This is a genomic window from Planococcus beigongshangi, assembly GCF_016820495.1.
GTDB classification, from domain to species: domain Bacteria; phylum Bacillota; class Bacilli; order Bacillales_A; family Planococcaceae; genus Planococcus; species Planococcus beigongshangi.
On sequence record NZ_JADHDU010000001.1, the window covers coordinates 258,583 to 282,765 of the forward strand.

Below are 24,183 nucleotides of genomic sequence, written 5' to 3' on the forward strand. Positions count from 1 at the left end.
CAAGCGATTCAACCCACAACCCAAGGCTTGATCGGACTACTTTCGAACGAATATTTTTGAAAAATTGAGATACAACTCGCAAACCGTAAGATAAAAGTACAAAACTGTAAGAGTGCTGCCTTAAATCGTAAGTGAATCCATAAAACGGTAAGATATCCTGCAATAAAATTATTTATTAAAAATGACATTTTGCTAATTATATTGGGGTAAAGTACTATGAGAAATCAGAGTTCAACAGGAAGGATTGACTGCGTTGCAAATTTCCATTATCATACCGTGTTACAATGAAGAAAATAATATCCACAAATTTCAGCTGGAAATGCAGCAGGTCATTGACCAGTCATTTTCCTATGAGCTGATTTTTGTAAATGATGGAAGTCAGGATAATACAGAAAACATTTTGCGGGAACTAGCTAAAAAGGACGACAAACTTTACTATATATCACTGAGCCGAAATTTCGGAAAAGAAGCGGCGATGCTTGCCGGACTCGAATTTGCCAAAGGCGATGCCGTGATCATCATGGATGGAGACTTGCAGCATCCGCCTTCGCTGATTCCACAGATGATCGGCAAATTCGAAGAAGGATACGACCAGGTGATTGCGAAGCGGAACCGTAAAGGGGATTCGCTGATGCGTTCCGGACTTTCTTCATTATATTACCGCCTGATTAACTGGTTCGTTGAAGTTGAACTGGAAAATGGCGTCGGTGACTTCCGTTTGCTTAGCAGAAGGGCGGTAAATTCCTTATTATCAATGAATGAATATAATCGCTTTTCCAAAGGGCTTTTTGCTTGGATTGGTTTTAAGGAATATATCATCGATTACGAAAATGTTACGCGGGAAGATGGTAAAAGCTCATGGACCCTGCCTCAGCTGCTGAATTATGCTTTTGATGGACTGCTGTCTTTTAACAATAAACCTCTTCGGGCATCCATCTATATTGGCACTACGCTGACTGCAGTTTCAGTTCTGTATGTAATTGTTATGCTTATCCAAATTATTTTCCGCGGCGTCGATGTACCCGGTTATTTTACGCTCATTTCAGCGATTCTCCTGGTGGGAGGGGTCCAATTGACTTTCCTCGGCCTCATTGGAGAATATATAGGAAGGATCTATTATGAAACAAAAAAACGACCGCATTATCTTGTCCTTGAAACAAATATGGACCGTACCGATTCTGAGAAACATCAAAAATAAAGAGTTGACGGGGCAGATGTTCCGTTTTGTATTGGTCGGTTTCCTGAACACGGCTAACTATTACATTCTATATCTTTTTTTCATGCATATATTAACCCTGCCTTATATGGGGGCGCATTTATCGGCATTTTTCATCAGCATGGTAGGTTCCTTCTATTTTAATTCTTATTTCACTTATAAAGTGAAACCGACTTTAAGGAAATTTTTGCAATTCCCGTTAACTTATGTGGTGAATATTTCCGTTTCAAGTACAGCTTTATTCCTGCTGGTGGACCTGTTGAATTTCAACGAGAATATTTCACCTTTGATCGCGCAGGGAATCACGATTCCTGCCACTTTCTTCGTATCCAAAAAAGTACTGACCAGTGAAAAAAATGAAGTCATTGAACAGGTGAGAAAATAAAGATAGCATTTATAAAAGCATTCTATTGTAAACTGCACCTCCATTGTTAGACACGATCATCAATGGAAGTGCAGTTTTTCTATGACGAAATTTATGATCAAAAATCGAATCGTTTGATAAGATGCGGAAACTGTAAGATAAAAAAGCAAAATCATAAGATATCCACTCCACGCCCTGATTCCCCTAGCCACCCCCACCCAAGAAAGCTACAATATAAGCTAACTGAATAAGCTAACTGATCAATCCATCTCAAAAGGAGCCTGCCTACATGAAAATCATAAAAGCTACAATCCACAAAGTTTATTTTCCATTAAAAGAGCCGTTCATCATTTCATATGCCAGCTTTGATGATATGCCGGCGCTCATCCTCAAGCTTGAGACGGACGACGGACTTGCAGGTTACGGAGAAGCGGTGCCGGATGAGCATGTGACAGGGGAGAATGTGGACGGGGCATTTGAAGTATTGCGGAATGTGCTGATTCCGCGGATTCTCGGCCGCAGCCCATTCGACATCGAACAGATCCATCATGTGATGGATTCCGCCATCGCCCGCAATCCCGCGGCCAAAGCTGCGGTCGATATTGCGTGCTATGACTTGATGGGGAAAGCGGCGGGTCAGCCGGTCTATAATCTGATCGGCGGGCGCGCACATGACAATCTGCAGTATCCGAAAGTGCTGAGCATCGAAGCGCCAGGGATTATGGCAGAAAAAGCGAAACGCGCGCAGGCGCAGGGATTCTCCAGTCTGAAATTGAAAGTGGGCAAGGATGATGCAGCTGTAGATATCGAACGGATTTATGCAGTCCGGGAAGCGGTCGGAAAAGACATGCCGATCCGCATCGATGTGAATCAGGGGTGGAAAACGGCCGGACTGGCTGTTCAGACGATCAATCGCCTGGAAGACGCGAACCTGGCATGGATCGAGCAGCCGATTAAAATGGGGGACATCCGGGGCCTTTCGGAAGTGAGAGGCAAAGTGTCTACACCGGTCATGGCGGATGAATCGGTGCATTCGATGCAGGATGTGCTCGAAATCATCCGCTTGGAATCAGCCGATTACATCAATATCAAATTGATGAAAAGCGGCGGGATCTTTCCGGCTGTGCAGATGGCAAAAGCGGCAGAAGCGGCTGGCATCATCGCGCAGATCGGCTCGATGGTTGAATCATCGATTGGATCGGCGGCAGGATACCATGCGGTCATGTCCCGGAAAAATATTGAAACAGCCGAGCTGACCGGTCCGATTTTATTTGCGGAAGAGGTTGGCGATCTCTATTACCGGCCGCCTTATGTCAAACTCAGCGGCAAGCCGGGGCTCGGGATCGAAGTCGACCAGAAGCAATTGGATAAGCTGACCACCCAAACCGCGATAGTTGAAGGAGGCCGATAAACCGATGGACATCAAACAGCGGATTGAAGAATACTTCAACCATTTCCATGCGAATCCGGAAGTGAGCTGGAAGGAATTCGAAACAACGAACAAGTTGAAGGAAATAATGGAAACGCTCGAAGTGAAGCATCATGCATTCGATGACGTCACCGGATTGGTCGCTGAAATTGGCGAAGGCGAGAAAATAGTGGCGGTGCGGGCAGACATCGACGCATTGTGGCAGGAAGTCGACGGGATCGAGCAGGCAAACCATTCATGCGGCCATGATGCCAATATGGCGATGGTATTGGGAGCCTTGCTCTATTTAAAAGAAGAAACTCTGACGAAACGTGTGCGTTTTATCTTTCAGCCAGCGGAAGAACAGGGGAATGGCTCGCTGTCGATGATCGAACGTGGAGCGGTTGAAGGCGTCAGCCATCTGTTCGGCGTCCATTTAAGGCCGGCGGAAGAATTGCCGCTTGGAAAAGTGTCACCTGCGCTGTATCATGGATCGGGCATTTTCCTTAGAGGGAAGATCATCGGTGAAGATGCGCACGGAGCACGTCCGCAGCAGGGAAGAAATGCCATGGACGTCATAGCGGCAATCCATCAATTCGTCAAAACGGTTTACTTTTCACCATTTGAATCCTATTCGGCGAAACTGACGAATGTGCGGATGGGAGGCGACAGCCTCAATATCATCCCTGGCAGCGCTGCGTTTGCGCTTGACGTCCGTTCCCAGTCGAACTCCGTGATGGAAGAAATGAAAAGCCGGATCGATGAGGGATTCGCACATATTGCCAATCTGTATAATGTCGAAATGGACTGGGAATGGACCGATTTCACGCCGGCAGCGGAGGTTTCAGCTGAAGCGATGGACATCGCGAAAACAGCGATCCGTAACATTATAGGAGAAGAGAATACAGCTGAACCGCTGCATACGCCGGGTGCTGACGATTTTCATTTCTATACGATCGAAAATCCAGGATTGAAAGCAGCGATGATTGGCATAGGAGCGGATCTTACGCACGGGCTTCACCATCCGGATATGGCGTTTGACCAGGAGGCTCTTGATATCGGGGCACGTGTACTTGCGGAAATAGTGAGAAATGCCTGACAGCATTTCCTGGGAAATAATCTGCTAAATTAATGCTAATGACACTGACACGGATAAATTTCATGTGATATGGTGAATAGTGCGAGTGGAGTACTCTTATAAAAGAGTGCTCCTTTTTTACTTATGGCTTCCCAGGCACCAGGTTTTTTCCAAATGCGATAAGGGTATAGTTAATAAGTTTCAAGTAAAGGGAGGAATTTGAGATGGATGCAATTTATAACGCGTTGACGTGGATCGTCGACGAAGGCAACAACTTATTATGGACATACATACTGATTGCTTTACTGTTGGGGCTCGGCGTCTATTTCACGATCCGCACAAAATTTGTGCAGGTTCGTTTGTTTGGAGAGATGTTCCGCGTCATCAGCGAAAAGAAGGACGGAGAAAAAGGTGTTTCCGCTTTCCAGGCCTTCACCATTTCGACCGCATCGCGTGTGGGCACGGGTAATATCACCGGTGTAGCGCTGGCGATAGCTATCGGTGGACCGGGAGCGGTCTTCTGGATGTGGATCGTCGCAATTATCGGGATGGCCACGGCGTTCATCGAAAGTACATTAGCGCAGGTCTATAAAGTGCGCGACGGCGAGCAATTCCGCGGCGGGCCGGCCTATTACATGGAAAAAGCGCTGGGCAACCGGAAATTGGGGATCGTCTTCGCGATTCTATTGACATTGGCATTTGGATTTATCTTCAACTCTGTTCAGTCGAATACAATCGCTCAATCATTCGGTGATGTCTTCAGCCTGCCGGATTGGGTTGTCGGGCTCGGCCTTGTGCTCCTTGCGGCCGTTATCATTTTCGGCGGAGTCAAACGGATCGCCAATGTCACGCAGGTGGTTGTGCCGGTGATGGCAACCCTCTATATACTGGTGGCATTGTATATCGTCATCATGAACTTCACAGAAATTCCCGCTGTCTTCACGCTGATCGTCCAAAGTGCATTCGGCCTTGAAGAGGTGGTCGGCGGCGGTATCGGTGCAGCCATCATGCAAGGTGTGCGCCGCGGTTTGTTCTCGAACGAAGCCGGTATGGGTTCTGTTCCGAACGCCGCAGCATCAGCAAACGTTTCGCATCCGGCGAAACAGGGGCTTGTACAAAGCCTTGGGGTATTCTTCGATACGATCATCATCTGTTCAGCAACAGCTTTCATCATCATCCTGGCCGATCTTTATAATACGGGCGAACAGGAAGGAATCTTGCTGACACAGGCTTCACTTAACGTACATGTCGGCGATTGGGCGCCGTACTTCCTGGCGATTGCGATTCTGTTCTTTGCCTTCAGCTCGATCATCGGGAATTATTATTATGGTGAAACGAACATCGAATTCATCAATGCACACAGCGGCTGGTTGACCGCTTACCGTTTTGGTGTACTTGCGATGGTCATGTTCGGTGCAATGGCGAAAGTAAGCCTGGTCTGGAATATGGCCGACCTGTTCATGGGTCTGATGGCTGTGATCAACCTCGTCGTCATCGCGCTGCTCGGAGGCACCGCCTTCAAAGTGCTGGACGATTACACGAGACAGCGGAAAGCCGGAAAAAATCCGGAATTCTATGCAAAAGACATACCGGGCTTGAAAAATACGGAATGTTGGGGAGAAGACAGGGATTAACTGGATAATCTGCGGACCCTTTCGCCTGATGGCGGAAGGGTTCTATTGTTTTTATGGAATAATTCTTTCCGCCGAATAAAACAAAAAGCCAAGAAAAAGTTCTTTCGCACTAGTAATTAAAGGTGACGTGAATTCACATAAAACTTTAACAAAGGGCCGTTCACAATCAGGCTGGCGCGTTAAAAATTTTGTGTTATAATAAATCAATGTATTAAGAGGCATGATGTCCGTTAGATGACGGCTGTTGCAATCGAAAGGAAGTTACGGAATGTTTAAAAATTTATGTGTTGTCGGACTTGGTTATATTGGATTGCCGACAGCAGTTATGTTCGCTAATCACCAACTCCATGTGCACGGAGTCGATATAAACGAAAAAGCGGTAAAAATGATCCAGAATAAACAGCTTCATATAGAAGAGAACGGGTTGCAGGAAAGGATGGAGAAAGCGATAGATGAAGGCTTTCTGACAGTCGGTACTCAACCTGAAAAAGCCGATGTTTTCATCGTGGCAGTGCCTTCGCCGATCAACAGCGATAACACGGCAAACCTTGAATATGTACGGAAAGCTACAGCATCCATTGTGCCTTTCCTTGAAAAAGGCAACCTGGTCATTCTGGAATCGACTGTTCCTCCGAAAACGGTGGAAGATGTCATGCTGCCGGAATTGATTAAATCAGGGCTTGAAATCGGGACGGATATTCTCGTTTCCCACTCACCAGAGCGCGTTATTCCTGGTAAGATCTTTGAAGAATTGATCAATAATGACCGCATCGTCGGCGGGATCAATGAAGAATCTTCATTGAAAACAAAAGAATTATACGAAATCTTCGTCAAAGGCCAGATCCATTTGACCGACGCAACGACTGCAGAACTTGTAAAAGTCATGGAAAACACGTACCGTGATGTGAACATCGCATTCGCAAACGAACTTGCCAAAATGGCGGACCGTTTGGATGTGAACGTTTGGGAAGCGATCAAATTCGCCAATTACCACCCACGCGTCAATGTTCATTTCCCGGGGCCGGGTGTCGGCGGGCATTGTATCGCCGTAGATCCGTGGTTCCTGGTCGAATTACAGCCGGAAACAGCGAAACTGATCCACCTGTCACGCAATACGAATGATGGCATGCCGGCTTATGTGGCTTCACAGGTGCAGCGAATTTTGACTGAACAGAACTCAGCGGGCAAGAAAATTGCTGTTTTCGGATTGGCCTTTAAAGGGAATGTGGATGATATGAGGGAAAGCCCATCCACTGATGTGATCGATGAGCTTCAGAAGTTGGGTATGGATGTCATTTCATACGACCCTCATATCAAAGAGAATCTGCACCATACGCAAGTGCAGGGAATGGAAGAGGCGCTTCGTGACGCCGATCTTCTAATTATCTTGACGAACCATGATGAGTTTACTGCGATGGATCCAAAAGGGATTTCGGATCTGATGCGCAGCAAGACTGTCTATGATACAAAGAACTGTCTCGACCGCACGAAATGGATGGACGCTGGCTTTGCGTCTTATCTTCTAGGAAACAGTAAATAATAAAGTGCCGGAATTCGTTCAACTTCTTTGAGTTGGACAGCTGGACACATTTTTAAAATAATCCGAGTGAGAACTCAAATCAGGTGATTCCCTTATGAAAGAACGTTTTTTTGGAATAGAAGTCAATACAGAAGGTTATGAAGAATTGATGAGCAAGATCTTCGGCCGGATCCGTCAAGGGGAAAAGTCGTTTATCGTTGCCATCAATCCTGAAAAACTTATGGCATCCCGGAAGGATGATCAGCTGCGCTCGATTTTGCAGACAGCTGATTTTCAGATTCCGGACGGTGTAGGGGTCCTGCTGGCTTCAAAACTCCGCAAAGGCGAAATTCGCCAGCGTGTAACGGGGATCGATATGATGGAGAACCTTTGCAGGACTGCTGCAGAAAAAGGTGAATCCGTCTTCCTTTACGGCGGCAAGCCGGGAGTGGCAGAAGCTGCAGCGGCGACACTGCAAAACAAATATCCCGCTCTTCATATTGCCGGGATAATTGATGGTTACGAAAAGGATGCGGCACTGATCCGAAACAAGATTGATGGATCAGGCGCATCGATTCTATTTGTAGCGATGGGGAGTCCGAAACAGGAGCAATTCATCATCCGTGAGATGCATAATTTAAAACCGTTCGTCTACCAAGGAGTCGGAGGATCATTTGATGTGTTCGCGGGTAATGTGAAACGCGCCCCTGCGATTTTCCGTAAATTTGGTCTGGAATGGTTATATCGTTTGATAAGGGAGCCGTTCAGGTGGAAACGACAACTCGCCTTACCAAAGTTTTTGCTCGCGGTTATAAATGAGCGAAAAAAGATAGAAGGTTCCTGATATGTCCAAGCTGAAAATTGCTTCCATCCTATTTTTGCTTTCCACCTTCATCTTAAAATTTTCCAGCATGCTGCGGGACCTGGTCATAGCAGGTCTTTTTGGCGATTCTTATCGCGCAGATGCTTACATAGCCGCCATGACCATCCCGAATGCACTCGTTTTATTCATGCTGACGGGGATGAAAGATGCCTTCCTGCCGAGTTATTATAAATTCGATGCGATTGGCAAAGGGGAAGAGCATCTGACGAATATCGCCAAAGGCACGATGTGGATTTCCCTGATTCTTTCAATAATCGGGGTGATTCTTGCGGCACCGATCGTCCGGGTCATCTATCCGAGCTTCGGGCAGTATGAAGATGGCTTCTTCATCGCCACATGGACGATCGTCATCTACTTTGCATCACTTGTCTTCGTCGGCATCAATGCGGTTTATGAAGGTTATTTTGACGCCCAGCGCAAATTCTCTTTCTCCGTATTCTCGCAAACAAGCGTCGTTTTGATGACGATCGCATTCGCTTTGCTTTTCCACGATCAATTAGGGATCATCGCTGTACCGATCGGCTATTTCGTCGGAACGATCTTTTCATTGGTATTAAAGATCCTATACCGAACTCCTAAGAAGTTCATAAAGTGGAAGCAGCCGCTCGATAAAGAAGAAGTGAAACAATTCTATGCGATTTTCTGGCCTGTAGGCCTGACGATCGCAGTCGGCCAGATCAACCTCATGGTCAACACATTCTATGCGGCGGGCTTAAACGAAGAAGGGGTCGTCGCAAATCTGAACTACGCGTTCCGCCTGGTCAATATTCCGCAGGCGATTTTCGGAGTGACGATCGCAACAATTGCATTTCCAATCATCGCCCGGGCTAAAGTGCTGCATGATATGGCATTTTTCCGTAAAGGCATCGAAAAGGGCATTCTTTACATGCTGATGTTCATCACGCCGACCTTGGCGGGAATGTGGCTCTTGATGGAACCACTTGTGGAAGCAGTCTATGAACGCGGTGCTTTCTCACCGGAAGCGACTGCATTGACTGCGTCCTATGCCATCCTTTATATCGGTTCGACATTCTTCTATAGCATCCAGGCGGTAGTCGCCAAAGGATTCTATACATTGGAAAAAGGCCATCTGATGATGCGCATCGGTCTGGGCTCGATTCTGCTGAACGTCGTTTCGAACTATATCTTTTCCCAATTATTCGGTGCACCGGGTATCGCCTTGTCTGCATCTCTTGTAGGGATGTTCTATTCTGCAGTGACATTCACGATGCTGTGGAAATTGATCGACGGCATGGAAGCCAAATATCTGTTGAAGAATACGTTCCAAATTGTGCTGGCAACAGCCGCTATGCTTGGAGTATTGGTGGTCATTGAATGGCAGACGGCAATCAGCACATTGCCTTCAATCCTGCACATTGCAATCCTTAGTTCAATTGGGGCTGTAATTTATTTTGCAATCCTGTTATTGTTTAAAAATGAGTTTGCAAAAAAACTGATTGAAAAGGGCGGGGACCCGAAATCCCTGCTGTAATGCCGACTTTACTGAAAGTTCTTGCGAGGATTGGGATGACGGCTTCTAGTATAAAGACCGCAGCGACTGAAAAAATAAAAGATAATTCTTGCATAATCTAAATCTTTTCACTAGTATGTTAGATATAGAATAATTTTCTCGTTTCATTATATAGTTATAGTTGAGCGAGACGATTGAAGAAAACACCGGATTCCGGTGTTTTTTTTTATTTACCCAAAAACATGAATTATTTTCCTGAAAATGTGTCATTTCTCTTTCAAATTCAGATAAGTATGTAATGTAAGGGTGAACAATTTGTTGTTATTTTAAAATAATTTCAAGTTTTTGCCTATTATAGTTATTTTTTGTTCTTTTCTAAAAACTCCTGTAATATTATTGACATATTCTTCTTGGCTATCTATACTGAGGATGTAGTTGCTGTTCTGCTGAAATTAAGTCAAAAGACGCAGGCCGGCAAATTATTTTTAAGATACTTAAGGAGGAAATTATTCTATGGCTAAAAACACACGCAATAAGTTCATGGTTGGAGCGGTAACAGCTGCAATGGTAGCAACAGCAGTAGCTCCAGTCGCAGGAGCGCAAGACGTAAAACCGAATGCTGACGTATCGTACTCGGACGTAAGCCCGGATAGCTCACATTTTCCGTTTATCTACAAAGCTTTAGATTACAAAATCATGACTGGTTACGCGGATAATACGTTTAAACCGACCCTGAAATTGACTCGTGGCCAAGTCGTCAAAGCACTTGGTAAGTACGTAGTTGCTGCAAGCGGCAAACAACTAAGCGAATTCGACCTTACAGGTGTTACACCATTCAATGATGTTCCTTCATCAGTTAAAGACCAGGAACTTTACACATTCTCATTGATCGTAAAACAAGCTGGTATCTTCAGAGGCGATAACAACAACTTGAATGCATCACAATTGATCACTCGTGAGCAAATGTCTCAGGTTCTTGTAAAAGCTTTCGATCTTAAAGATCTTCCTGGAGACCTTTCGAAAGTAACGGATAACGCTTCAGCTAACGCTCAATACCGTGGTTATATCGACATCTTGTCTGAAAACGGTGTTACAAGTGAATCTGCATTCCGTCCGAAAGAAAATACTAATCGTGCACAATTTGCAACTTTCTTAGTTCGCGCTTATGAACTTGCAAATCCTGTGCCAGAAGTTCCAACTCCTGAAGTTCCAGAAGTGATTGAAGAAGGTTTGAACATTTCATTCGCTAAAACTACACTTGCTGCTGACGGTAAAGACAACACAGTTGTTACTTTCACTGTAACTGGCGCTGACGGCAAAGCTGATCCAACTGCTGATGACATTGTTCTTGGTCTTGACGCAACTTACGGATCTTTCGCTAACGAAACTGTAACAGTTCAAAACGGAGTTGCTACAGTAGTATTGACTTCTGAACAAAGCAACAAAGCTGTTCAAGGTAAAGTTACTGCAACAGTTGTTGAAGCTGGAGAAGGCCATAAAGACCTTATCGGTAAAGTTTCTGCAACAGGATTCTTTAACTTGGTAGTAAACGACGGTACAACTGAAGTTCTTAACCTTACAGGTGCAGAATCTAATCAAGCTGACCGTGCAACACTTCACTTTGACAAAGCTGTAGAACTTTCTGATTTTGTGCAAACTACAAATGCTGAAGGCGCTCTTCTATATCAAGCACGTCAATCAGACGGTACATGGGGACCAGCAGTAACTGCTGCAGCTGTAGCTGGACTTCCAGCAGTAGATGTTCGCCACGCACTTAAAGCGGGCGCATTGACATTTACACAAGATGGAAACACTCCAATTACTATCCTTGGACTAAAACCAGTTGCTGGAGATAACAAATCTCTTGAAGTAATTTTCGAAAAAGTTAATGATCTTGATAACAACAAAGCTGTAAACGTTGCTGCTAGATATGTTTCAGATTTCGGAAGAGTTTCTAATTCTTCAACTTCTTTCACTTTGACTGATGCACGTACTCCAGAAGCTACGGCAGTTACTAATCAAGGCATGAAAACCGTTGCGGTTAAATTCTCTGAAGCTATCGATTTTGCTACTTTCAAAGTAGATGCTACTTCTCCTCTAGCAGGCGCAGTTCGCTACGGTGAATTTGATGTTAGAACTTTGGAAGATACTCGTGATATGGCTTATATCACAACTGCTGCTTACTTAACTGCTGGACAGCACAAAGTTGAAGTTTCATCTCCAACTGATTTTGCTGGAAACGTAGGAGCAACTCAAAACTTGAACTTTACTGTAGCTGCTAACACAACTACACCAACAGCTACTGCGGTTGTTCAATCACCTGAGCAATTCCGTGTTACTTTCAACACACCGGTTGATGCTGTAACAAATGGCGATTTTGAAATGCAACGTTATGACGAAGCTAATGATACTTGGGTAGCGGCAACTAATGTTCCATTAGCTGTTCAACATCCAACAAGTACTGAAGCGGTTATTGAGTTGACTCAAGACTGGACTGTAATTTATAACACTTCTAATACAAACAAAAACTATTATAACGATAAGTACCGTTTAGTATTTACTAAAGGAGCTTTAGTAAATACAGATAATGGCTTAACAAATGACCGTTTTGTAGTAGATTTAAGTGCAGCAGGTTCTGCTTTGACTACACCAGATACTGTTAGTCCATCTATCACAAGCATTGAAGCTACTAACGCAGCTGCTGATTCATTCATCGTAACTGCAAGTGAGCCAATTAAACTTGCTGGTAAAGACAATGCAGGATCTACATTAAGCCAGCAACAAGCTGCTACTGGCAACACCCTTCCAGAAGCTAAAGTTCAGTTCCTTGGAACTGATGCTGACGGAAAACCTGCTACAGTAAATGGTAACATTGGTGCTTACACAGACACTAATGATTCAGCATTCTATGTAGCTGCAAATCAAGATCTTCAAGCGTTAGTTGATGCTGGATACAGCGAGGACTGGACTATCGTAGTTAGCCAATTGACTGATGATGTTGGAAATACTGCAACTACGACAACTAAAGCTTTCAAAGTTGCTAAAACAGTAGTTAATCCGGATGCTACACCATTCGAAATCCAAGCTACTTCAGCAACAGTTAACACTGACGGAAGCGGATATGTGGTAATTGACTTCACTGAAGGAATTCAATTCACTGGAGAAAATGACGCAACTGATATCGAAAACTATACTTTGAATGGTAAAGACCTACCAGCTACTACATCATTTACTAAATATGATCTTGATAATAACTTAGCTAATGGCTACGAAACTGTAGTAATTACATTGCCAGCTGGCGCTTTAAGCGGAGTAAGCAACGTAATCAACGTTAAGAGAGATCTTGTTTCTTACGATGGTTCTGTACTACGCGGATCTAACGAAGTTGTAATTCCAACTACTGCTCAATAAAACTAAACGAAACGTTACTCTATAAGCCGCAAGGTGAAAAGAGTGGAATAAAAGCTCCTGTCATGGGAGCTTTTGTTCTAACTATTTGATTGAATGAATCGGGGAAGTTCCGATTGTTGAGAACAGTTCATTGATCATCAGCCTAATCCTCCTGCGTCCGGTGCGGATCTAACAATCCAAAAGGGCGAAGTCAGGTAAAGTCGTACTCATGGAATGAGGCGGGGCTCTTTAAAAAATAACTATGGCTAGGATGACGAATCCATGTAGGCAGGGCAAGGTAGTTTGATGTGCGAAACCAAGCTAGCAGTTCACATCAAATCTGATTAGTTGAGATGCCAATCGGCGTTAGGGCCTAATTTGAACTGTTAAACCCGACGTTCTTGCGCCTGGATAGTGGAAGCCTAAGGTTATTAAAACAAGGGATCAATCAAATGGAACGTTTGAAGTCCTGCTTGAAGAGGCGTGTTAGCGCCATTGATGCCTGCAGGATGGCAGCGGGTTTGTAGTAGTGCTGATCGCCGGCCGATTGTACTTGTTCAGTAATGGATGAGGAGGAGAAAACCGGCAGGAGCGAAGAAACCCAGTCTGTGGTAATTTCTGGAACTTATTTCCCTAAAATATGTTTCAATTTTATAAAACCCTGTACCCGTCACTGTTGTGGCGGGTCTTTTTATGGTTAAAAAATTGAAAGAATAAGTAAAATATTTTAAATATTATTGTAATTTATTTGCAATATGATATAATTATTAAAGGGAAGTAAGTAATATACATAGACGGATCGCCGTATGCGGTGAAAGCCGCCTGTCCGGTGAAGGCCCGAAACGAAATCCAGCAGATATAGAGAAAATTGGTATAAGACGGGAATAGTGCAGAAGCAATTGCAGAAGTTGAAGAAGCAATTACAGAAACAGCGGCATCTATAGTAGCGCTTAGCCAAGTGAATACTAGCTTTAATCGAGGTAATTTCTCTAGAGCGCAAGCAAATGCTGTTCAAGACAAATTGAATGAAGCATTTGCGCTAGCTAATGCATTGCCTAACGGTGATGTCAAAACAGAATTTTTGGCAGAACTGAATGGTCTTCAAGCAAATCTTGATGCAGCTATTGAAGCGCGATATGTTTATTATGACGTCCTTGAAGAAGGAACAAGCTTAGAAACATTGAAGCTTTCCATATCGACATCAATTTTTAACACAGCAAATGGAAGAACACAAGACAATAAACCAGTTTACGTACAAAGCGGTGGAGAAGCCAATGTGTTATATCTAAGATATATTAAAAATTCATTGGTACTTCCTCCAGCTGCAGGAGACACGGTTACACTCAATCTTCGTTTCAGAGATAACGTTAAGAATATTGATGTAACGTTTACTAACCTTGGAAATGGAAACTGGGATATTGAAAGTGATTGGCTTGTAGAAGCCCAGTAAAATTTGGCTTCAAAATATTGAAAAAGGATTCATGGCTCACCAAGAGCTGTGAATCTTTTTTTAAGTATATTATTGGGGTTCTACAATAATTGTTAAATAGCGAGTAATAAGTAAAGAAGAAGAAACGCATAATGTTGAAATAGTATATTTATAATTAATAAACCTACAAGAGATAAATATATACTAATTTTTGTGATTTAATAGGAATAGTATTTTATATATCAAAAATTGTAAAATAATTTCAATATAATATTGACTTAATACCTAGTAGTGATATGATTTTCATAGGGAAATAAGTTTATATAGAACAGACGGATCGCCGTATGCGATGAAAGTCGCCTGTACGGTGAAGGCCCGAAACGAAAGCCGAAAGATATAGAGAAAATCGGTATAAGACGGGAATAGCGATTCAGCATTAGCTTTATTGGCAGCACAAGCAGCAGTTGATACTGCTGAAGTATTAGCAGGTAATCTAAATGCGCAATCTACACAAGCACAAGTTACAGCGGCACAAAATGCAGTTAACGAGGCACAGGCCAAAGTTAACGCGCTTCCTGCTTCTCCAGTTAAATTAGGTTTGCAGGCTCGTGTAACAGTTGCTCAAGGGTTAGTAACTGCAGCCCAAAACAGAATTTATGCTGTTGCAACTCAAGCGGTTATTACTGCAGAAAATTTAGCAGATGGACTTGCCCAGGATGGGACAGCAACACAAGCTGAGATTGATGAGGCCCAAACTGCAATTGGCAACGCGCAGGTTTTAGTTAATGCACTTCCTTCAGAAACAGAAGTAGATGCAGTTAAAACAGATTTGCAAGTACGTTTAGATGCTTCACAAAAGAAAGTTGATTCTGCTAAATCAGCTCTTGCTGGATTAACGAAAGCAATTGAACTTGTTACAGCATTTGTTTCAAAAGTGGATACTGTAGATGAAGTAAAAGAATTGGTTACAAACGATGCCAAGCGCCAGGAAATTGCGGCTTCTTACACTCCAGCATCTAATTCGCTACAAAGCGTAAAATCAAGTTCGAAGAAAACAGATTTGGTAAATGGTCTGGAAGCAGCAAATGATCTTGTGATTGCTGCAAGTTTTGTTAATGCTCTTCAAAAAGCTACAGGAGATCTCTCGAGTGATGCGCTAATCGAACAAGCAAATCTCAGATTGACATCTGCTAAAGGCAATGTTAATTCATTGCCAAACGGAGATATCAAAACAGCTTTGCAAGACTTAGTCCAAGCTGAAGAAACGAAGATTAACGATTATGTAAAAAATATTGTTTCTTATAACTTGGTAAGACAAACAGAGCAAACTGTAATTCTTAAGTTTTCGAAAGAGCATACTATAACAACAACGCTTAAACAGCGAAGTGCCGAAAACAAACTAATAGAAATTTCTAAGCCGTATACAACAGGGGTAAACTCCCAAGCTCACTTATCATTTAAATACCCGAGCAATAAAGCAGTTGCCGGAGATACAATCACAGTTAATGTTCCTTTTAAAGACGGTACAATAGTACCGGTTACATTGACTTTCAATGGAACTACTAAGCTTTGGGAAGTAACTGGAGAGTTTTTGAAAGTATCACCAATTAATCTTTAATATGGGTGAATCTTAACTTCGGGTAACAGCCAATCAAAAACCTGAAATGAAAGCTGAATACTTCCAAGCAGGAGTCCCTTAACTCTTAAATGAGTTAGAGGGCTTTTTGCTGTCCTGTTTTAATTTCCTCTATATTAATTTGTGAAAGGACTATATAACTTAAAATTGAAAATTTAAGTGAGAATTATATATATTTTTTATTCCTATAATAGTATTATTGAGTTGGGAAATAAGTTTCAGAAATGTAGTCGCAGATGGCACGCCGTATGCGACGAAAGTCGCTTGTGTGGTGTAGGCCCGACCCGAAAGCCGACAGACAGAGAGAAACGGTATAAGACGGGAATAGCAGTAATGTTCCACCATCCCTTACAAATTTAGGCCCAGCAGTCGGGGCTCCTGTTTATACGTTTAACGATGGAGAGGAATGGATTGAAAACATTACGAAAATTACTGCAAACGGAATTGAGTTAACAGGATTCTATACAGACGACTTAGTGATTGAACCCGAATCAGAACTGTTTGATTATATTATTTTTCCTAACCCAGGGACGGAAGAGGAAATAGATGGAGATTATGTAATCGTACTGCTTTTAGCAAAAATAGTAGAAGAAGGGTTAATTGATGAGAATGTCTCATCTCTTCAATTTGTTATCGAATCACGAGGGTATGACAACGTTATTTTAGATTTTGAATTTACACCTAGTGAAGAAACGGAATAAACGTAAATATCACCTGAATAAAAAAATAAACCTTGCCAACTGGCAGGGTTTTTCTTATGCAGCAATATTGAATAAAAATTAAGAACACGGTACCTATCAGCGAGGTAGCAACTCACAACATTTATACATTCAATTTCGTCATTGCCAGTTAATATTATCAATCTGTCTCAAATCCCCCAAGATAGAAAAATCTCTTGAGGGATTATATATTCTTACATTACACATACGATTTTCTCGTGTGTGGCTTTTGTTATGTTATCTAATTTTAATCAGAGATACCATTTCGGGAAAAGATTCGCCTACTTAATGTAAGCGATTCCATTAAGGTGAAGCTGTAAAAATCAGCGATTATGAATGTTGTGTAAATTAATTGTAAGTATATTCGAAATGCATTGACTAGGAGACTTTTATTACGTAAAGTTGGTGTAGGGAATAAGTAAAAAGACATACCACTGACGGAACGCCGTATGCGATGAAAGTTGCCTGTACGGTGTAGGCCCAGGCCGAAACCCGCGACAAAAAGAGAAGAGCGGCATAAGTTGGGAATAGCGAACCAGATCCAGATGAAGAATTACCAGGTGGAACTATTCCTGAAGGTGATTTCCCCGGAAATATTTTTAATGGAGATGTCACAGTCAACATTGAAAACCTTCCATCGTTGGAAAACGCAACAGTAAGAGGAACTTTGACAATCACCGGCGGTACACTTGGTGTCCCATTGGAATTGAACAATATCACAGTTGGAGGAGATTTTGATCTTACAGCCTTCGAAGGTAATACAACTTTCAATGATGTAGTGGTTGATGGTGATATTTTCCAGTAAATATTATTTCTTAAGTATTTAAAAAACCGGCAATGCAGTTTTCCGCTGGAAAAACAGCTATGCATTGCCGGTTATTATTCTGTCCAATTTGAGGAGGAAAAAACAAGCAATGGCAAAAAATAAGTTTAAAAAACCATTTAATGCGCTATTATCCCTGGGCTTGGCAGCGAGTCTTGTATTGCCTGTAATGCCGACACCTATTTATGCTGCAACAGCCGCATCCGATTTGCTGATTTCAGAGTATATTGAAGGAACCAGCTTCAATAAAGCAATAGAACTCTATAATGGTACGGATGCTGCCATCGATTTGAGTCAATATACATTGGAATTGCATTCAAATGGCGCAGCTGAAGCTAATCAGAAACTCGCTTTGTCAGGAACATTGGCACCTGGTGATACTTTTGTCGCTTACCACAACGATGCGGATGATCTGATCAAAGCGGTGGGTGATTTGGCGAACTCTACTGTCATCAATTTTAACGGAGATGACCCGGTCGTTTTGCGTAAAGGTGGAACCATCATTGATTCCATCGGCCAAGCAGGCGCACGCGTTAATAATAAAGCAGACGTTACACTGGTCCGTAACGCCAACATCACAACAGGCGATACAGTGATCGATGATGCATTCGATCCTGCTAAAGAATGGACCGTGTACCCACGAAACACTTTCGACCACCTCGGAACGCATCTAATGGATGGATCTGCCCCGGGTGACCCTGATCCTGATCCAGGAAATCCGGATGAGCCAGGTGATATCATTTCGATCGGAGACGCACGTAACGCTGAAATCGGACAAGTGGTCACGATCAAAGGCGTCGTAGCGGCGAACTTAAAGAACACGATTTCCGTTCAGGATGAGACTGGGGGAATCGCAGTACGTCCGACAAGCCTAGGCCTCGCGATCGGTGAAGAAGTGACATTGACTGGGACACTCGCAGATTATCGCGGATTGCTTCAGCTTGATGGCGCGACTGTTGTCAAAAAAGGTGAAAACGCTGGCGAACCTGCAGCTCAGATTGTGACTGGAGCGGAAGTTGGCGAAGAAACAGAATCCGAGCTTGTCAAGATTGAAAATCTCCAATTGGTCAGCGTCCAGGATGGTGGCGGCTGGGAAAACTTTACAGCGAACGATGGAACAGTTGATTTCCTCGTCCGTGACGAGAGCAATTCGCTTGGCCTTGAAGTCGGCATGAGCTATGACTCGATCACTGGGATCGTTCAGCAGTTCGACAATGACTATCAGGTAATTCCCCGTTCTGAAGCGGATATCGTAGCGGATGCTTCGATTCTTCAGCCGGTTATCGCAACACCGGGCAGCGGCACATTCGTTGGAAGCGTAGACGTGACATTGTCGACTTCGACAAGCGGAGCGGATATCCTTTATACAACGGATGGCAGCGACCCGAAAGCGAATGGAACAGTTTACACGGCACCGATCACCATCTCTGAAGATACGACGCTGAAAACTATTGCGAAAGCTGCAGACGGCACGTTCAGCGATGAAAGATCGTATGAATACAAATTGACGGATAGCTTACAGATCCATGACATCCAAGGCGCGGGCCACAGCTCTTCATTCGATGGCGAGACAGTGGATGGCATTGAAGGAGTCGTGACATACCATTATGTATTGAATGGCGCGAACTATTACCATATCCAAACACTGGATGCGTTGGCGGATAACGATCCGAAGACATCTGAAGCAATCACACTTTACAGCGGCAATAAAGCATGGCCTGTATCTATCGGCGACCTTGTGTCCGTTACTGGACAAGTGAGTGAGTATGCAATTGATGGATTTGGAGATCGTCAGGAAACTGATTTGAAAACGACACAGATCAACGTTCGTGATGATCGCGGAGGCAACGTCCAAGTCCTTGAGCGTGGCGTAGCACTTCCAGAACCGATCACGATTGACGAAAGCAATATCCCGACTGCTATCGACAGCGACTACCTGCAAGTTTTCAATCCTGAAACAGACGCCATCGATTTCTGGGAAAGCCTTGAAGCGATGCGCGTAGAAGTTGGTACTGTGAAAGCTGTTTCACCACAGGAAAACGGCGACCTCGTCACAGTTCTTGAAGGTTCAGAGACAGACACGATTCACGGAGGTCTGCTTCTGAAAGAAAATGATGAAAATCCTGAACGCATCCAGTTCCGCCTGGAGCCGAACGGACCAGCACGTGATTTTGAAGTGGCGACCGGCGATAAATTCGAAGGCCCGATTGTCGGTGTCGTCGGATATTCGTACCAAAACTACAAAATCTACGCTTCTCTTGATGAAATGGAAGCAAAACACGTAGAAGGCGATACAAAGCCTGAAACAACAACTATCGTTAAAGCTGAAGACAAATTGACAATTGCATCGTATAACCTTGAGAACTTCTCGAACAATACATCTTCCACATCGAATGACAAAGCTCAGAAATTAGCACGTGCCTTTGCTCAGGATATGGAAAACCCGGACATCATCGGGGTAACGGAAGTACAGGACAATAACGGTCAAAGCCCAGGCGGCCCGGAAGCTGCACAAAGCTACGAGCGTTTGATCCAGGCGATCAAAGATGCTGGCGGCGTCGAGTATGAATACTTGAACGTTGATCCGGTAAACAATGCAGATGGCGGCGCACCGGACGCGAATATCCGTGTCGGTTTCCTTTACAATCCTGACCGCGTATCGGTAACAGGCGGAGAAAATCCTGGAAGCGCAACAACAGCTGTCGACTATGTAGACGGCAAATTGACGCATAACCCAGGGCGCATCGATCCGAATAATGCTGCATTCGACAGCAGCCGCAAACCGCTTGCAGCACAATTCGATTTCCAGGGTGAAAGTGTAGTTGTCATTGCGAACCACTGGAACTCTAAAGGCGGCGACACACCGACATTCGGTTCACAACAGCCACCAGTTCTTGGCAGTGAAAAGCAACGCAATGAAATCGCAAAAATCGTCTACGATTTCGTAGAAGATATCAAACAGGATAATCCTGAAGCGAATATCGTTTCTGTCGGAGATTTCAACGATTTCCAATTTGCAAATCCATTGAAAATCCACGAAGGCGAATTGATGACGAACATGATTAACCTTGTGGAAGCGAAAGATCGCTATTCTTACGTTTACCAAGGAAATTCACAAGTATTGGATCATATCCTTGTATCCAATAATATGGTCGCAAATACTGAAATCGACGTTCTTCACATCAACGCGGACTTCACGGATATGGCAGGACGCGCGAGCGACCACGATCCGGTTATGGTTCAAGTAGATCTGACTCCTGGTGATGACGGTGAAACTGTTGAACCGATCGAGCCAGAACGTTCATTTACGTACACGAACTTGAAAACGAAGAAACTTTCAATCAGCCGTCCAAGCGTTTCCATTACATTGGATGCAGCTTCCGAAATCGCGGAAGGTGTCTTCTTCACTGGAAAATACGCTGAGTTCCACGGAGCAGGGTTTGTTGATACGAAAGTGACGATCAACCCGAAAGAAGCTGGCGCGATCATTGATTTCAAAGGAACTGAAGTTGGCCATGTCGTTATTGACGGACCGAACGTTTCCGAAATCCGCGGCGCTGAAAACGTTGAAAAAATTGAATACATCAACGGTGCAGACGCAGATGCGATTAAATTTTACACAATTGATGGAAAGCCAGTCGGCTCTCCATCAATTCCTTCTGATAACCAGGCACCAACTGTAACAAAACCATTCTTGAATGTAACTGCTAAACAAGGCGAAACGCTTACATATGAGTTGAAGGACTACTTCAATGATGCGGATGGCGATGCTTTGACATTTAATGCAACTAAAGGGAAAGTCAGCGGATCTGCATTAACGCTGAACCTTGAAGCCGGCACGCACATCGTCGGTGTAACGGCGACTGATGGTGAAGAATCTGTCACGTCTACATTCTCGGTGACAATTACACCAGCAGTTTCCGAGCCAGGCGACAATCCGTATTACTCGGATGCATATGGAAAACAAGGTCAGGCATTAAAAGACGCTCTGCACGAAATCATCGATGGGCATAGAGAGCTTTCATATTCTGAAGCCCGCGATGCTTTGAAAGTAACTGACGAAGACCCGAACAACCCGAATAACGTTCTCCTTCTTTACTCAGGCGAATCACGTGCCAAGTCCATGTTCGGCGGCAATGTCGGCCAGTGGAACCGCGAGCACACATGGGCGAAATCCCACGGTGACTTCGGCACAAGCAAAGGCCCTGGCACAGACATTCATCACCTGCGCCCGACGGACGTCCAAGTGAACAGCTCACGCGGCAACCTGGACTTCGATAACGGCGGTTCTTCCGTTCCACGCTGTGATGAGTGTAAACGTGTCACCGGCGTATCATGGGAGCCACCAAATGATGTGAAGGGCGACGTAGCGCGGATGCTGTTCTACATGGCTGTCCGCTACGAGCCGGGCGACAAAGTTGACCTGGAGTTGAACGATCGCTTGAACAACGGAAGCAACCCATACCATGGCAAACTTTCAGTGCTTCTTGAGTGGCACGAGCAAGATCCTGTCGATGAGTGGGAACGCACCCGTAACGATAAGATCCAGGACTTCCAAGGCAACCGCAACCCATTCGTCGATCATCCGGAATGGGCAGCATCCATCTTTGATGCGAGCTGAATTTTAATCGATAAAAAAAGGTAAGCACCTGCGAATGCAGGTGCTTTTTTCTGTTTTATAGATTATAAGTGATAATTTTAACCGGCTTCAGTCATGCGTTTTTCTGATCAGTCATCAAATTTTTTCCCAAGTTTATGATATAATGTTCAGGTATCTTAATGCCTGTTGGACATTCAAACCAATTAATTGAATGCCAAAATATATCAAAGATACACGATATACGATTCGCCTGGCTTTTTAGTTCCAGGTCCAATTTATAATAGAAAGATGAGTGATTAAATGTGGAAGAAGATAGTGGCTGCTGTCACTTTAATCCTGGTTGTAGCAGCACTCATAGTTGCGGCATTTGTTTTTTTGAAGAATGAAACGCAAGTTTATGCTTCAGAAAAATTTAGTGTGTCAGTTACTGTGCCATTATTCATGAAGGTCGAAGAAGCGGAAATCACAGAGCGTTCAATTGAAAATGTAATAGATATTATACATACGAGAAAGCTCAGTTTGTTAGGCTTTGATATAGGGGCATTTGAACTGACTGAACGGACCCTGGGAAATGGCTCACAGTTTATATTTGAACGGGTCATAAATGAGAGTTTTATTCCACTTCCGTTGGTAACAGCGGTGCAGGAGCTTGGGGAAATCAATCATAAAGATTGGAATCCTGTCGTGGTCGAACATGAATATCATAAAGATTTTGGCACAGATCCCACTGTTAATCCATTTGGCAAAATAGAATTTGAAGGTGGAGATATATTGCAGGGTAATGTATATATTTCCACTCAAATGATAGAGGAATATGAAAATGGTGATTCAAGTTATGTGCGTGAATTACAGGAAGAAGTACGTGAATTGGAATTGAAGGACGATTCCATAGAAAAATCATTCTGGCTGAAGAAGGATGAAATTGCTGAATCATGGCTGCTGGTATCAGAAGAAGATTTATTTGATTCGGCTGAAGTTGAAGATGACTGGATAGATTTTGCTCTCCACAATCAGACACAGCAATTGAATTGGTTGACATCTGACGGGCCATTTACGAAATTGCCACATTCACTGGAACCATATACACCTATGGGTTATGGCCGTGCAATAGGACGTTTTGAAGATAATATTTCCCTGAGATGGAATGCAGATACTCCTTCCGTATTTTTTGAATCGATGATTTTAAACTCCCGGGCGAATCTTATCAATTATTTCGAGGAGTATGATGGAACTCGGTGGCCGACCGAATACACAAGTACATGGCTTAAAGATTCTTACGGTATTACTGCAACCTATGTAGATACGCGTTTTAACGAGTATGTTGCTTTTTATTTGGATCAAACTGCAGAACTTTATGATGCGGATATTGATCAGGAAGATTTTGCGGTTGAAATTTACGCTGATTACTTGTTGAGCCGTATTGAAGTTGGCGAAACGATTGAAGCGGGCGAAGGTTTTCTGATTGTAGATTATTTCGATGAAGATCCTGAGACCCCGATCACTCATGCATCTCTGAACCACGAATTGGGTTGCTTGAAAATTCTTCTGGCAGCTTACGGAAACACTGAAGATGACAAATATTTGAATGCTGCGAGTAATATCGTTCAAGGAATCGAATATTTAGGGGAGCAGGATGGAGGCTGGATCCGCGAGAGCGGGGATTTATGGTACCAAGTGAATCCGGATGGTACATTCGAGGGCAATGATTATCCACATCTGACTCTAATAGACTTACTAGAAACCCAAGAATTGTTCGAAGAACTTGGCATGGAACAAAATAATTATTTTAATGAGTTAATTGATTCGAAGTTAGGGTATATAGAGGCAGTAGACATTCAATTAAATGACAAGGCGATTGAACTATTGAATAACAGAAACATCAGCTATTCAGAAGCGTCCTGATGCATTATTGAGAAAGTCTGGCAATCCTTTTAAAATGGAACTTCTATTGTAAGAGAAATTTGCAATAAATAATATTTTAATATTTTTAAATTTGTAAAATATAGAAATATT

At 43.5% G+C, this 24,183-nt stretch carries 15 protein-coding genes; all 15 read left to right on the forward strand.

The window, feature by feature from the left end:
• Window positions 1–253: 253 nt before the first annotated feature.
• Window positions 254–1,198 (forward strand): glycosyltransferase family 2 protein, encoded by a 945-nt coding sequence (locus IQ294_RS01295; protein ID WP_203332210.1) that lies wholly within the window; start codon window positions 254–256, stop codon window positions 1,196–1,198.
• Window positions 1,119–1,601: a GtrA family protein gene (locus tag IQ294_RS01300; RefSeq protein WP_349291312.1), complete on the forward strand. Its 483-nt coding sequence runs from the start codon at window positions 1,119–1,121 to the stop codon at window positions 1,599–1,601. Before IQ294_RS01295 ends, IQ294_RS01300 begins: the two co-directional genes overlap by 80 nt.
• A 268-nt stretch (window positions 1,602–1,869) precedes the next feature.
• A complete protein-coding gene (locus IQ294_RS01305; RefSeq protein ID WP_203332211.1) occupies window positions 1,870–2,991 on the forward strand; it encodes a mandelate racemase/muconate lactonizing enzyme family protein in 1,122 nt (373 codons plus the stop codon).
• A gap of 4 nt (window positions 2,992–2,995) precedes the next feature.
• Window positions 2,996–4,087 carry an amidohydrolase gene (locus IQ294_RS01310; RefSeq protein WP_203332212.1) on the forward strand — a complete coding sequence of 364 codons (1,092 nt, stop codon included), beginning with the start codon at window positions 2,996–2,998 and terminating at the stop codon, window positions 4,085–4,087.
• Window positions 4,088–4,290: 203 nt separating this feature from the next.
• Complete coding sequence (locus IQ294_RS01315) at window positions 4,291–5,700, forward strand: alanine/glycine:cation symporter family protein (protein ID WP_203332213.1); 1,410 nt, start codon at window positions 4,291–4,293, stop codon at window positions 5,698–5,700.
• A 268-nt stretch (window positions 5,701–5,968) separates the two neighbouring features.
• On the forward strand, window positions 5,969–7,240 hold the full coding sequence (locus tag IQ294_RS01320; RefSeq protein ID WP_203332214.1) for a nucleotide sugar dehydrogenase: 1,272 nt from the start codon (window positions 5,969–5,971) through the stop codon (window positions 7,238–7,240).
• 94 nt (window positions 7,241–7,334) lie between these two features.
• Complete coding sequence (locus IQ294_RS01325) at window positions 7,335–8,063, forward strand: WecB/TagA/CpsF family glycosyltransferase (protein WP_203332215.1); 729 nt, start codon at window positions 7,335–7,337, stop codon at window positions 8,061–8,063.
• Window position 8,064: 1 nt separating this feature from the next.
• Complete coding sequence (gene murJ / locus IQ294_RS01330; protein WP_203332216.1) at window positions 8,065–9,594, forward strand: murein biosynthesis integral membrane protein MurJ; 1,530 nt, start codon at window positions 8,065–8,067, stop codon at window positions 9,592–9,594.
• 492 nt (window positions 9,595–10,086) lie between these two features.
• Window positions 10,087–12,984: an S-layer homology domain-containing protein gene (locus tag IQ294_RS01335; RefSeq protein ID WP_203332217.1), complete on the forward strand. Its 2,898-nt coding sequence runs from the start codon at window positions 10,087–10,089 to the stop codon at window positions 12,982–12,984.
• A gap of 937 nt (window positions 12,985–13,921) precedes the next feature.
• Window positions 13,922–14,413 (forward strand): hypothetical protein, encoded by a 492-nt coding sequence (locus IQ294_RS01340; RefSeq protein ID WP_203332218.1) that lies wholly within the window; start codon window positions 13,922–13,924, stop codon window positions 14,411–14,413.
• Window positions 14,414–14,837: 424 nt separating this feature from the next.
• The gene (locus tag IQ294_RS01345; RefSeq protein WP_203332219.1) at window positions 14,838–16,010 is read left to right on the forward strand and encodes a coiled-coil domain-containing protein; all 1,173 of its coding nucleotides are present in this window, start codon (window positions 14,838–14,840) and stop codon (window positions 16,008–16,010) included.
• 494 nt (window positions 16,011–16,504) lie between these two features.
• Entirely contained in the window at window positions 16,505–16,729 is a 225-nt protein-coding gene (locus IQ294_RS01350; protein ID WP_203332220.1) for a hypothetical protein, read from the forward strand.
• 658 nt (window positions 16,730–17,387) lie between these two features.
• Window positions 17,388–17,552 carry a hypothetical protein gene (locus IQ294_RS01355; protein WP_203332221.1) on the forward strand — a complete coding sequence of 55 codons (165 nt, stop codon included), beginning with the start codon at window positions 17,388–17,390 and terminating at the stop codon, window positions 17,550–17,552.
• Between the two features lie 109 nt (window positions 17,553–17,661).
• Entirely contained in the window at window positions 17,662–22,191 is a 4,530-nt protein-coding gene (locus tag IQ294_RS01360; protein ID WP_203332222.1) for an endonuclease, read from the forward strand.
• Window positions 22,192–22,470: 279 nt separating this feature from the next.
• Window positions 22,471–24,072, forward strand: a complete 1,602-nt coding sequence (locus IQ294_RS01365) for a hypothetical protein (protein ID WP_203332223.1) — start codon at window positions 22,471–22,473, stop codon at window positions 24,070–24,072.
• Window positions 24,073–24,183 lie beyond the last annotated feature (111 nt).

Excerpts from the sequence above, each read along its gene's own strand:
- IQ294_RS01300 (WP_349291312.1), top strand. The coding sequence starts at position 1,119 with ATGAAACAAAAAAACGACCGCATTATCTTGTCCTTGAAACAAATATGG.
- IQ294_RS01305 (WP_203332211.1), top strand. The coding sequence starts at position 1,870 with ATGAAAATCATAAAAGCTACAATCCACAAAGTTTATTTTCCATTAAAA.
- IQ294_RS01310 (WP_203332212.1), top strand. The coding sequence starts at position 2,996 with ATGGACATCAAACAGCGGATTGAAGAATACTTCAACCATTTCCATGCG.
- IQ294_RS01315 (WP_203332213.1), top strand. The coding sequence starts at position 4,291 with ATGGATGCAATTTATAACGCGTTGACGTGGATCGTCGACGAAGGCAAC.
- IQ294_RS01320 (WP_203332214.1), top strand. The coding sequence starts at position 5,969 with ATGTTTAAAAATTTATGTGTTGTCGGACTTGGTTATATTGGATTGCCG.
- IQ294_RS01325 (WP_203332215.1), top strand. The coding sequence starts at position 7,335 with ATGAAAGAACGTTTTTTTGGAATAGAAGTCAATACAGAAGGTTATGAA.
- murJ (WP_203332216.1), top strand. The coding sequence starts at position 8,065 with ATGTCCAAGCTGAAAATTGCTTCCATCCTATTTTTGCTTTCCACCTTC.
- IQ294_RS01335 (WP_203332217.1), top strand. The coding sequence starts at position 10,087 with ATGGCTAAAAACACACGCAATAAGTTCATGGTTGGAGCGGTAACAGCT.
- IQ294_RS01360 (WP_203332222.1), top strand. The coding sequence starts at position 17,662 with ATGGCAAAAAATAAGTTTAAAAAACCATTTAATGCGCTATTATCCCTG.
- IQ294_RS01365 (WP_203332223.1), top strand. The coding sequence starts at position 22,471 with ATGTGGAAGAAGATAGTGGCTGCTGTCACTTTAATCCTGGTTGTAGCA.